We start from the raw sequence: 10,820 nt of genomic DNA, 5'->3' as shown, positions 1-10,820 counted from the left end.
CTTCTGCTGCTTCTCCTTGGCGCCGTCGAGCTTCTCGGTGGCCTGCTCGGCCTCTTCGTAGAGCTTGTCGACCTTGGTCTTGACCTCGTCCTTGTTGGGCTTCTCGGACGGGGCCGCGTTGGCGGCGTTGGCGCTCAGCACAACGGCTGCTGCGGCGGCGGTGGTGAGCACGGTCACACGGGTGCGGCTCGGCTGCTTGGGTCGACGGTGGGACGCCACGAAGGCGAGCTCCTTCTTCCTCCAGCCGCCTGCCGAAAACGCCGACGGGCGGTGCCCCTCCACCGTCACTCCCCATGAGTGATCACCCTAGTTGGAGGTTCGAGGCATGACCCTAGTGACCTACTTGTGATCAGTTCAAATCCAAACCTGAAAATTCTTTGTCACGGAGAGCATTCTTTGCCATCAACTCACCTGCAGTGATGTTCGCTTGACACTACGTCGTGTGAATGTCCGACGAATTCGGGCATCAGTCCTAGACGTTGCGCATGGTACGTAGGGGACTCATGCGACTTAGGGAACCGATCGCCGACCGCACGGAATCCGCTCCGCGAAGCGGAACGAAAGGGACGAAAGAAGGAAAAGAACGCTCAGCCGCGCGAGCAGCGCATGCTCAGCCGCGCGAGAAGCGCTTGAGGAGCACCACGGACGCCACCGGCCGGGCACCCGCCTTGGCGATCCCGTCGGCCACCTCACGGTCGGTCGAGACGACGATGACCGGGCGGCCGGGCGGCTCGGCCCGCACGAGCTGACGGATCAGCTCGTCCGCCGTGACGCCGGGCTTGGAGAAGAGCACCCGCACCCCGCGCGGGGGCGCGAGCAGCACCGGCGCGGCCAGTTCCGCCCCGTCGAAGACACAGGTGACCTCGGCGCCGGTCTGCGCGGCGAGCTGCGAGAGCTGTCCGAGCAGCCGCAGCCGCTGCTTCTCCAGCGGCATCTGGGGATAGCCGGTCTTGGTGACGTTGTAGCCGTCGACGACCAGATGCGCCTGGGGCAGCGCGAGCAACTGGTCCAGGATCGCGGGGTCGTTCTCGGACAGCGCGCGGGTGGCGATGTCCTTCGGGGTCATCCGCCCCGGTTCGACCGCCTCGACCGTCTCCGCGGGCCGCACGGAGACGGGAGGCAACGCCAGTTCCCGGCGCAGCCCCTGGGCCGCCTCCAGGACCGTGTCGAGCAGCAGCCGCACCCGCATGTCCTCGACGCTGCGCCCCTCGCGGGCCGCCTTGCGGGTGGCCTCCAGGGCCGCCTCGGCCTCCGAGAGCCGCGCCTTGAGGCGCCGCGTCTCGCTCTCGGCCGCGGACACCTGTGCCTGGCTCTCCGCCTTCGCGCCGTCCGTCTCGGCCTGGAGCTTGCGCAGGGCCGCCTCACCGCGCTTGACGTCACTGAGGGCCCCGCGCAGCTTGCGGTGAAGCGATTCCGCTTCCTTCCTGGCCGACTCCAGTTCCGTACGCAGCCGTTCGGTCTCGGCGCGGGTCTGCCCGCGGGCCTCCGCGAGGTCCGCGCGCAGCCGGTCCAGTTCGGCGCGGCTCTCCTCGCCGGCGCGCTCGGCGTCCGCCCGCAGGGCCTCCTCGCCCGCGGCGGTCACGAGCTTCACCCAGCCGGCCGGGCGCACGACATAGGCCGCGGCCGCCACGTCCAGCGGATCCGCGGCCGGGGGCGGCGCGCCCGAGTCGAGAGCGCCGACGAGCTCGGACTGGGTCTCTCTGAGCTTCTCGGCGATGCGCTGTCTGAACAGCGGGTCCGTCTCCAGCGCCGCCGCCATCGCGTTACCGGCGAACTTGACGCGGCGATTGGGGGCGAACCGGGCGTACTGCCTCAATTGCGCGGGCAGTTCGGACACCGTCAGCCCGCCGAAGCCGTCCGAGACGATCTGCACGACCCGACGGCGCACGCCGTCGGGCAGCGGACGGTCGAGCACCTCGGCGGTGCCGTCGTCCGGCTCCCCGCCTGTGGTCTCCACCATCCGTTTCACCCCAATATCCGTGCGGGCCCCGCTCCGTCAGGAGCCGGCGCCCGGCCTGTCCACGAGTTCGACCTGATCCACCGCGTTGCACCAACGGCACCGCACCGCCTCGATGGTCTCACTGACCACCTCGCGCTCCTCGACCTTCGGCTCACCGGCCAGGTCCAGGTGCACATACTCGACGACCTTCGACGAGCGAGTCACGTCGAAACGCGTGAGGTTGCCACAGAGGGTGCAGCGCCAGCGGGTCTTGGCATCGGGCAGGGGAACCGTCATAGGGCAGCCGCTTTCCTTCTAGTGTCCGTCCGGCGCGGTTTTCCCGGCGCTTTGGCTCGTAACCCTACGGCCTGGCGGGTACTCGACGCTCGGCTGTCCACGGCGGCGAGGCGGTCTGTGCGCATCGGCGTGGTTACGTCATGCTCTGCACCATGATCGGCAATTGGAGTGCGACGGTCGGCGGGGCGCTGCGGGGCCGGTCCGCGCCGGTGACGTACGGACTGATCGTCCTGTGCTGTCTGATCTTCGTGATCGGTCCCGCCTCGGGGCTCGATCCCGCGTACGGCACCGGGGACGAGCTGCTGGTCGCGCAGCGGGCGTATTTCCGCCGCTGGGGCGTCGTGCCGGCCGCCCTGTTCGACGGGGCGCCGGGCGAGGCGCTCACACCGGCGACCGCCCTGTTCATCCACGGAAGCTGGCTCCATCTCCTGGGCAACATGCTCTTCTTCTACGTCTTCGGGCTCATGACCGAGGAACGCATGGGCCATCTGGAGTTCGCCCTCTTCTACCTGGGCTGCGGGTATCTGGCCCTGCTCGGGTACGCCGCCGCCAACGCGACCTCGCAGCAGTCCCTGGTCGGGGCCTCCGGGGCGATCTCCGCGGTACTCGGCGCGTTCCTCTACCTTTTTCCCAAGGCCCGGGTGACCAGTCTCTTCCCGTTCCTGTTCTTCCTGCCGCTGAGGTTCCCGGCCTGGGTGGTGCTGCCGTTCTGGTTCTCCCTGCAGTGGCTGGCGGCGGGCCGCAGCAGCTCGGGTCCCGGGGTCGCCTATCTGGCCCACCTCGTGGGCTTCTCCCTGGGTTTCGTCTACGCGTGGGCCCGCTTCCGGCGCCGCCCGGCCGTCGTGCCCGTCCGGAGGGTCCTGCCGGGGCCCCCGGTGGAGCGGCCGGGTCCCGTGGACCGCGAGTAGGGTGAGATCCCCAGCAGCGGCCCCTAGGGAGAGAACCAGCCGTGATCACCGCGATCGTCCTCATCAAGACCAGCGTGGACCGCATCCCCGAGATCGCCGAGTCGATCGCGTCGCTGGAGAGCGTCAGCGAGGTCTTCTCCGTCACCGGCACCTACGACCTGATCGCCATGGTCCGGGTCCAGGCCCACGACGACCTGGCGGACGTGATCCCCGGCAAGATCAGCAAGATCCCGGGCGTCGAGGCGACGGACACGCACGTGGCGTTCCGTACGTACTCCCAGCACGACCTGGAGGCGGCGTTCGCGATCGGTCTCGACTCCTGACCGACGCGGCGCCGCCTCCGGGCGGAGCTGCCGTGGGCGTCAGACCGCCGGGACGCAGCGGCCGTCCTCGGTGCGGTACTGCCAGCGCGCGCCGTCCCTGACGAGCTCGCGCACCGCGCGGACGAACCGCTCGACGTGCTCGTCGGGGGTGCCGGCCCCGAAGCTGACGCGGATGGCGTTGAGGGACTTCTCGCCGGGGGCGGCCTCGGGGGCTCCGCACTCACCCGCGGTCTCCGGGTCGCTGCCGAGGAGTGTGCGGACGAGCGGGTGGGCGCAGAAGAGGCCGTCGCGCACTCCGATGCCGTACTCGGCGGAGAGCGCGGCCGCGAAGTGCGAGCTGTTCCAGCCCTCGACGACGAAGGAGATGACGCCGACCCGCGGGGCGTCGTCACCGAAGAGGGAGAGGACGCGGACCTCGGGGACCTCGGCGAGGCCCTCGCGGACGGTGCGGATCAGGTGCCGCTCGCGGGCGAGCAGGTTGTCGAAGCCCTCGTCGGTGAGCGCCTTGCAGGCCGACGCGATCGAGTAGGCGCCGATGACGTTCGGCGAGCCGGCCTCGTGGCGGGCGGCGCTGTCGTGCCACTCCACGTCCACGCCGCCGTCCGCGCGCCGGGTGACCTTGCGGCTGGCCCCGCCGCCCGCGAGGTAGGGGTCGGCCTCGCGCAGCCAGTCGGAGCGGCCCGCGAGGACGCCGGAGCCGAAGGGCGCGTACAGCTTGTGCCCGGAGAACGCGACCCAGTCGACGTCGAGGTCCTGGACCGACACCGGGTGGTGCGGGGCGAGCTGCGCCGCGTCGAGGACGATGCGGGCGCCGTGGGCGTGCGCGGCGGCGGCCAGCTCCCGCACCGGCCACAGCTCCCCGGTGACGTTCGATGCGCCGGTGACGCAGACCAGGGCCGGCCCGTAAGGGTCGCGGGCGGCGAGGGCGCACTCCAGGGTCTCGACGGCCTCGGCGGGGGTGCGCGGGGCGTTCAGGTAGGTCACCCGGGCGTCACGCCAGGGCAGCAGCGAGGCGTGGTGCTCGGTCTCGAAGACGAAGACCTGGCAGCCGGCCGGGAGCGCCGCGGCGAGCAGGTTGAGCGAGTCGGTGGTGGAGCGGGTGAAGACCACCTGGTCGGCGGCGCGGCAGTCGAGGAACTCCGCGACGGTCCTGCGGGCGTTCTCGAAGAGGTCGGTGGAGAGCTGCGAGAGGTAGCCGGCGCCCCGGTGGACGCTGCCGTAGTACGGCGCGTACGCGGCCACGTCGTCCCACACCCGCTGGAGGGCGGGCGCGCTGGCGGCGTAGTCGAGCGCCGCGTAGGTCACCTCGCCGCCGGTGACGAGCGGGACGGTGACATCCCGGCCGAGAACGGACAGAGGGGCACAAACGGTCCGGTCGGTGGCAACGGTGGAAGCAGACATGGCGAGCTCCTGTGAGAGGCAGGCGGAATCACCGCGCGAGCCGGCCGCCGGAGGACGGCGCTCAGCGCGGGAGAAGGGTGAAAGGCGTGTGCGGAGGCGGGGCTCGGCGCCCTAACGCATTCGCTTGCTCACAGAAGGCTCCCTCGAACGACCAGGACCCCTGGTTGTCCGCCCGGAGAGCGGGAGGGGTCCGCGCTTGCCGTAGGCCTCGCTGCCTACGACCTGGTCTTCACCCGGGGCACCCCGCCACGGACGGAGGGTTGCCGGACAGCCGGCCGGGGCCTGATGGCTGTCACTCATGACCTGGTACAGCATCTTGCCAGAGGATCTTCCCCACGCAAGACGCGGTCCACGATCCGGACCGCGTCTCGCGTGGGATCCCGGGTGGATCAGGCGTTGCTGGCGGCCACCCAGCGCTCCAGGGTGCGCTTGGCGGCGCCGGAGTCGATGGCCTCGGCGGCCTTCTCCATTCCGGCGCGGAGTTGCTCGGCGAGCGGCGCGCCGGTCGGCGACAGGGCCACCAGGGCGGCCGCCGAGTTCAGCAGGACCGCGTCCCGTACGGGCCCCTTCTCGCCGTCCAGGAGGCGCCGGGCGACCTCCGCGTTGTACGAGGCGTCGGCGCCGCGCAGGGCCTCCACGGGGACGATGTCGAGCCCGACGTCGCGGGGGTCGAAGCGCTCCTCGGTGACCTTGCCGTCGCGGACCACCCAGACGTGGGAGCCCGCGGTGGTGGTCAGCTCGTCGAGGCCGTCGTCGCCGCGGAAGACGAGCGAGGAGTTGCCGCGCTCGGCGAACACGCCCGCCACGATCGGCGCCATCCTGGGATCGGCGACGCCGACCGCCTGGGCCTTCACCCGCGCCGGGTTGGTCAGCGGTCCGAGCACGTTGAAGGTGGTCCGGATGCCCAACTGGCCGCGGGCCGCCGCCACATGACGCAGCGCCGGGTGGAACTTGACCGCGAAGCAGAAGGTGATCCCGGCCTCCTCGGCCACCGCGGCGACCCGGCTCACCGGCAGTTGGAGATTGACGCCGAGCTTCTCCAGGACGTCCGACGCCCCGGACGCGGAGGACGCCGCCCGGTTGCCGTGCTTGACGACCTTGGCGCCGGTGCCGGCCACCACGATCGAGGACATCGTGGAGATGTTGACGGTCTTCGCGCCGTCGCCGCCCGTTCCGACGATGTCGACGGTGTGTCCGGGCACCTCGATCACGTTGGCGTGCTCGTACATCGCGCGGACGAGTCCGGCGATCTCCTGGACGGTCTCGCCCTTGGCCCGCAGGGCCACCACGAACCCGGCGATCTGCGCGTCGGTCGCCTCGCCGCGCATGATGCGGTCCATGGCCCAGGCGGTGTCGTCCGCGCTCTGGTCGCGGCCTTCGAGCAGTCCGTTCAGTACCGCGGGCCAGGAACGGCCCGCCGCGGTGTCGCCTCCAGCGGGGTTCACAGCGCTCATGGTCGCTCCTGGGTTCGTGGGTCACGCGGTCGCGGGTGACACGGTCATGGGTGACGCGGGGTGGATCGCCCCGCACCACCGGGTGAGTCCACCCTATCCAGCCCGGAGACGGCGAAGAGCCCCGTCCATTGCGTGGACGGGGCTCCTGCCGTGGCGAACAGCCGGGGATCAGGGATCAGTGGTGGCCGTGGCCGCTCGCGATCTCCTTGTACTCCTCGACGGTGGGCTTGGGGATCTGGCCTTCGTCCCCGTAGAAGCCCTCGCTCATCTTGGCGCGCAGCTTCTGCGTGCCCGAGACCTTGCGCTCGACACCGTTCTCGTCGACCGTCGGGCCGATCTCGGCCGGCTTGTACTGCTCGTGCGCGGTGAGCGTGTGCAGCGCGTCCTGGCTGAGCGGCTCGTGCACCTCGATGAACTCACCGTGCGGCAGCCGCTTGATGATGCCCGACTCGCGGCCGTGCAGCACCTTGTCCCGGTCCCGGCGCTGGAGGCCGAGGCAGACCCGCTTGGTGGCGATGAAGGTGAGCACCGGCACGACGAAGAAGGCGATGCGCACGAACCAGGTGATCGAGTTGATCGCCAGGTGGAAGTGCGTGGCCCAGATGTCGTTGCCGCCGCCGACGAGCAGGACGAAGTACCAGCTGATCCAGGCGGCACCGAACGCGGTCCGGGTCGGGACGTTGCGCGGGCGGTCCAGGATGTGGTGCTCGCGCTTGTCGCCGGTGACCCAGGACTCGATGAACGGGTAGACCGCGATCGCGACCAGGACCAGCGGGAAGATCACCAGCGGGATGAACACACCCAGGACGAGCGTGTGACCCCAGAGGTTGATCTCCCAGCCCGGCATGACACGGATCAGGCCTTCGGAGAAGCCCATGTACCAGTCGGGCTGGGCGCCCGTGGACACCATGTCCGGACGGTACGGACCCATCGTCCAGATCGGGTTGATCGAGGCGATCGCCGAGATGGCCGCGATGACACCGAAGACCAGGAAGAAGAAGCCTCCGGCCTTGGCCATGTAGACCGGCAGCAGCGGCATGCCGACGACGTTGTTGTTCGTCTTGCCGGGGCCCGCGAACTGCGTGTGCTTGTGGTAGAAGACCAGGATCAGGTGGCCGACGACCAGGCCGAGCATGATGCCCGGCAGCAGCAGCACGTGCACCGAGTAGAAGCGGGCCACGAAGTCGCCGCCCGGGAACTCGCCGCCGAACAGGAAGAACGACAGGTACGTGCCCACGATCGGCACGGACAGGACCGCGCCTTCCATGAAGCGGACACCGGTGCCGGAGAGCAGGTCGTCCGGGAGCGAGTAACCGGTGAAGCCGGTGAACATGCCGAGGACGAACAGCAGGAATCCGAAGACCCAGTTGACCTCACGCGGCTTGCGGAACGCACCCGTGAAGAACACGCGCATCATGTGCACGAACATGCCGGCGAGGAAGATCAGCGCGGCCCAGTGGTGGATCTGACGGATCAGCAGACCACCGCGCACATCGAAGGAGATGTGCATGGTCGAGTTGAACGCCTCGGACATCAACTGGCCCTGCAGCGGGACGTAGCTGCCGTGGTACGCCACCTCGTTCATCGACGGGTGGAAGAACAGGGTCAGGTACACACCCGTGAGGATGATGATGATGAAGCTGTAGAGGCAGACCTCACCCAACATGAACGACCAGTGGTCGGGGAAGATCTTGCGCATGTTGGACTTGGCCAGGGAGTAGATCCCGAGACGGCCGTCGGCCCAGTCGGCGACCCGCTCACCGGCGGGTGCCTTCTCGCGCGAGGGGCGCGAGTCGGAGGTGGTGGTAGTGCTCATCCGCGCTCCCAGAATGCAGGACCGACGGGCTCCTTGAAGTCGCTGAGCGCTTCGAGGTAGCCCTCAGCGTTCACGCCGATCTGCAGCTGCGGCAGGGCGTGACCCGCCGGGCCGAAGATGACCCGGGCACCGTCGGAGAGGTCGAAGGTGGACTGGTGGCACGGGCACAGCGCGTGGTGCGTCTGCTGCTCGTACAGGGAGATCGGACAGCCGACGTGGGTGCAGATCTTCGAGTACGCCACGATGCCCTGGTAGGACCACTCGAGTTCCTGCTTGTCCTTGATGTCCTCCGGCTGGAGCCGGATGATCATCAGGGCCGCCTTGGCGATCTGCTTCTGGAAGTCCTCGTCGTGCTCCTCCAGGCCCTCGGGCTTGGCGAAGGTGAGCGAACCGACGGCCAGGTCCGAGGGACGCAGCGGCTCGTTCGTGTTCATGTTGACGAGGAGCTTGCCCTTGGACCACAGCGTGTGGCGCAGCTTCGTGCCGGGCAGCGGGCCGAGGTCGCGCAGCAGCATGACACCGGAGAGCGGGAACAGGGCCAGCGCGCCGAACATCGTGTTGCGGATCAGCTTGCGGCGGCCGAGCGCGGACTCCCTGGCGCCGTCCTTGAAGTCGGCCAGGACCTTGGCCTTGACCGCGGGCTCCGCCTCGATCGGGTGACGCTCGTCGGCGATCTCCATGTCGGACATCAGGGTGCGGGCCCAGTGGACCGCGCCCGCGCCGATCGAGAACAGCGCCACACCGAGACACATGCCCAGCGCGAAGTTCAGCGCGCCGATGTGCCCGAGCGGGAACACGAAGATCGACTTGTCGTTCGGGATCGCCACGTACGCGGCGATGAAGCCGACGGTGGCCACCATCGACAGCACGAACAGCAGGGCGACCAGACGCTCGGACCGCCGGGCGGCCCGCTCGTCGATGTCCTGGATGCGGTGCTCGTGGGGCGGCAGCCCCGGGTCCGCGAACGGGTTCTGCTCGTCCGCGACGGCTACCGCACCATGACCGTGACCGGCGTGGTCGTCGGAGGCCCGCACAGCGGGCACGTTCTCTTCTGGAATGTCTTGGCTACTCATGACTTCTTGGCCTTTGCGGTCCGAGCGGCGACCCAGACGGCGACGGCGACCAGGGTTCCGAGACCGAAGACCCAGCCGAACAGGCCCTCGCTGACCGGCCCGAGGCCGCCCAGCTCAAGACCGCCCGGGCTCTCGGTGTCGTCACCGTTGACCGCGTCGAGGTACGCGATGATGTCCTGCTTGTTCTTCCCCGTCAGCGTGGTGTCGGGGAAGGACGGCATGTTCTGCGGGCCCGTCTGCATGGCCTCGTAGATGTGCTTCGGGTCGACACCCTCCAGGCTCGGCGCGAACTTGCCGTGCGTCAGCGCGCCGCCCTTGCCGGTGAAGTTGTGGCACTGAGCGCAGTTGGTACGGAAGAGTTCACCGCCCTTGGCGATGTCCGCGCCCTCGGGGCTGACCTGGTTCTTGGTCGGGATCGCGGGGCCGGCGCCGAGCGAGGCGATGTAGGCCGCGAGCTGGTCGATCTCGGCCTGCGTGTAGATGACCTTCTTCTTCGGGATCTGAGCGCCCGGCTGCTGGGCCGGCATACGGCCGGTGCCGACCTGGAAGTCGACCGCCGCGGCGCCCACACCCACCAGGCTCGGACCGTCGGAACTGCCCTGACCGCCGGCTCCGTGGCAGCTTGCGCAGCCCACGGAGTACAGCTTCTGGCCCTCGGTGATACCGAGGGACTGGGCGGTTTCGTCGGCCTGTGCCTTGCCCGCGGGTGCGAACGCGGCGTACAGCCCCCCGGTGGCCGCCAGCGCGAGGAGTAGGACGACGACCGCCGCCAGCGGATGGCGTCGTCGTGCGGAGAGCTTTTTCACGGATTACCCCGGTGTCAGGATCTTCTGCGTCGGTGCTTCTGGATGTTTCGGGCGGTGGGCCCGATTACTTGATCAGGTAGATCGTGGCGAAAAGGCCGATCCAGACGACATCGACGAAGTGCCAGTAGTAGGACACGACGATGGCGGCGGTCGCCTGCTCGTGAGTGAATCTCCGAGCCGCGTAGGTGCGACCGAGGACCAGCAGGAAGGCGATGAGTCCGCCCGTCACATGCAGTCCGTGGAAGCCGGTGGTCAGGTAGAACACCGAGCCGTAGGGGTCGGAGGAGAGCGAGAGCCCGTCCTTCTTGACCAGTTCGGTGTACTCGAAGACCTGACCGCCGATGAAGATCGCACCCATGATGAAGGTGACGATGAACCACATCCGGAGCTTCTTCACGTCCCCGCGCTCGGCGGCGAAGACGCCGAGCTGGCAGGTCAGGGAGGAGAGCACCAGGATCGTGGTGTTCGTCGCCGAGAACGGAAGGTTCAGGCTGGACGCCATTTCCTTCCAGTGATCCGGCCCGGTCACCGATCGCAGGGTGAAGTACATCGCGAAGAGGGCCGCGAAGAACATCAGCTCGGAACTCAGCCAGATGATGGTTCCGACGCTGGTGAGGTTCGGCCGATTGACCGACGGGTGCGCGTGCCCGGTTTCTACTGTCGTTGCTGTCGCCACGACCGACATTATGTCGGTCGCTTATCCCGCCCTCACGCCGGGGGGTGCCGTTCGGGGTGTTGACCGGGTGTGTCCAGCCCGGATGGACCATCGAAGCCGTGTCCGAACCGGTGCTGACGAGGTGTTC

10 protein-coding genes, 1 pseudogene and 1 riboswitch are annotated in these 10,820 nt (G+C 68.9%); of the genes and pseudogenes, 2 read left to right on the top strand and 9 right to left on the bottom strand.

What is annotated here, in order from left to right:
* From ACWEBX_RS13785 to ACWEBX_RS13775, 3 genes and pseudogenes are all read right to left on the bottom strand, one after another.
* A pseudogene (locus tag ACWEBX_RS13785) lies at positions 1-219 on the bottom strand (hypothetical protein); the annotation flags it as partial.
* 391 nt (positions 220-610) lie between these two features.
* On the bottom strand, positions 611-1,960 hold the full coding sequence (locus ACWEBX_RS13780) for an NYN domain-containing protein (protein WP_451885060.1): 1,350 nt from the start codon (positions 1,958-1,960) through the stop codon (positions 611-613).
* Positions 1,961-1,996: 36 nt separating this feature from the next.
* The gene (locus ACWEBX_RS13775) at positions 1,997-2,236 is read right to left on the bottom strand and encodes a hypothetical protein (RefSeq protein WP_355765848.1); all 240 of its coding nucleotides are present in this window, start codon (positions 2,234-2,236) and stop codon (positions 1,997-1,999) included.
* A 152-nt stretch (positions 2,237-2,388) separates the two neighbouring features.
* Between ACWEBX_RS13775 and ACWEBX_RS13770 the strand changes: the two genes are divergently transcribed.
* On the top strand, positions 2,389-3,144 hold the full coding sequence (locus tag ACWEBX_RS13770) for a rhomboid family intramembrane serine protease (RefSeq protein WP_451885059.1): 756 nt from the start codon (positions 2,389-2,391) through the stop codon (positions 3,142-3,144).
* 41 nt (positions 3,145-3,185) lie between these two features.
* Complete coding sequence (locus tag ACWEBX_RS13765) at positions 3,186-3,467, top strand: Lrp/AsnC family transcriptional regulator (RefSeq protein WP_037624013.1); 282 nt, start codon at positions 3,186-3,188, stop codon at positions 3,465-3,467.
* A gap of 39 nt (positions 3,468-3,506) precedes the next feature.
* Here the strand turns inward: ACWEBX_RS13765 and ACWEBX_RS13760 are convergent, their stop codons facing one another.
* From ACWEBX_RS13760 to ctaE, 6 genes are all read right to left on the bottom strand, one after another.
* Entirely contained in the window at positions 3,507-4,868 is a 1,362-nt protein-coding gene (locus ACWEBX_RS13760; RefSeq protein WP_451885058.1) for an aminotransferase class V-fold PLP-dependent enzyme, read from the bottom strand.
* Between the two features lie 187 nt (positions 4,869-5,055).
* A riboswitch (SAM riboswitch) is annotated at positions 5,056-5,172 on the bottom strand.
* Between the two features lie 85 nt (positions 5,173-5,257).
* Complete coding sequence (trpD, locus tag ACWEBX_RS13755) at positions 5,258-6,322, bottom strand: anthranilate phosphoribosyltransferase (RefSeq protein WP_451885057.1); 1,065 nt, start codon at positions 6,320-6,322, stop codon at positions 5,258-5,260.
* Positions 6,323-6,497: 175 nt separating this feature from the next.
* Positions 6,498-8,138 carry a cytochrome bc1 complex cytochrome b subunit gene (gene qcrB, locus ACWEBX_RS13750; RefSeq protein WP_451885056.1) on the bottom strand — a complete coding sequence of 547 codons (1,641 nt, stop codon included), beginning with the start codon at positions 8,136-8,138 and terminating at the stop codon, positions 6,498-6,500.
* Positions 8,135-9,211: a cytochrome bc1 complex Rieske iron-sulfur subunit gene (gene qcrA / locus ACWEBX_RS13745; RefSeq protein WP_451885055.1), complete on the bottom strand. Its 1,077-nt coding sequence runs from the start codon at positions 9,209-9,211 to the stop codon at positions 8,135-8,137. The genes qcrB and qcrA overlap by 4 nt, the downstream gene beginning before the upstream one ends.
* Positions 9,208-10,017 carry a cytochrome bc1 complex diheme cytochrome c subunit gene (qcrC, locus tag ACWEBX_RS13740; protein ID WP_451885054.1) on the bottom strand — a complete coding sequence of 270 codons (810 nt, stop codon included), beginning with the start codon at positions 10,015-10,017 and terminating at the stop codon, positions 9,208-9,210. Before qcrC ends, qcrA begins: the two co-directional genes overlap by 4 nt.
* A gap of 64 nt (positions 10,018-10,081) precedes the next feature.
* Complete coding sequence (gene ctaE / locus ACWEBX_RS13735) at positions 10,082-10,702, bottom strand: aa3-type cytochrome oxidase subunit III (protein ID WP_328453310.1); 621 nt, start codon at positions 10,700-10,702, stop codon at positions 10,082-10,084.
* Between the last annotated feature and the right edge of the window lie 118 nt (positions 10,703-10,820).

This window comes from Streptomyces sp. NPDC005070 (assembly GCF_053600395.1).
This window is presented reverse-complemented; position numbering and strand designations above follow the sequence as displayed.